This window comes from Photobacterium sp. R1 (assembly GCF_054600795.1).
The window spans coordinates 1-259 of record NZ_BAAHZP010000695.1 but is presented as its reverse complement, the minus strand read 5'-3'; the positions used below and the strand labels follow the sequence as shown (position 1 = coordinate 259).

Here is a 259-nt window from a genome sequence, read left to right as displayed (position 1 = left end):
ATGCCTGCACGTCGGCCGGATCGATTTGTACCGATTCCGGCACTAACCGGTCGGCACCTGCGGCAATCACGACATCCTGGCTATTGCTTGCCGGGTATAAGGTGGGATCAGAATCCGGCTCTGTTATAGCAACAGCGACACTTTCGCCACCCGCGGCATCGCCGCCGTCGGTGATATTGACAGTGATAGTACCCGGCGTGGTGTCTCCGTCATCATCGATCAGCAACACGTTCAGCGGAATCACCAGCGGATCAGAATC

1 protein-coding gene is annotated in these 259 nt (G+C 57.1%); it reads right to left on the bottom strand.

Going from position 1 to position 259, the window contains the following annotated elements; translation table 11 throughout:
* On the bottom strand, nucleotides 1-259 hold a 259-nt coding region (locus tag ACYP03_RS26870), incomplete at both ends, for a hypothetical protein (protein WP_459782790.1).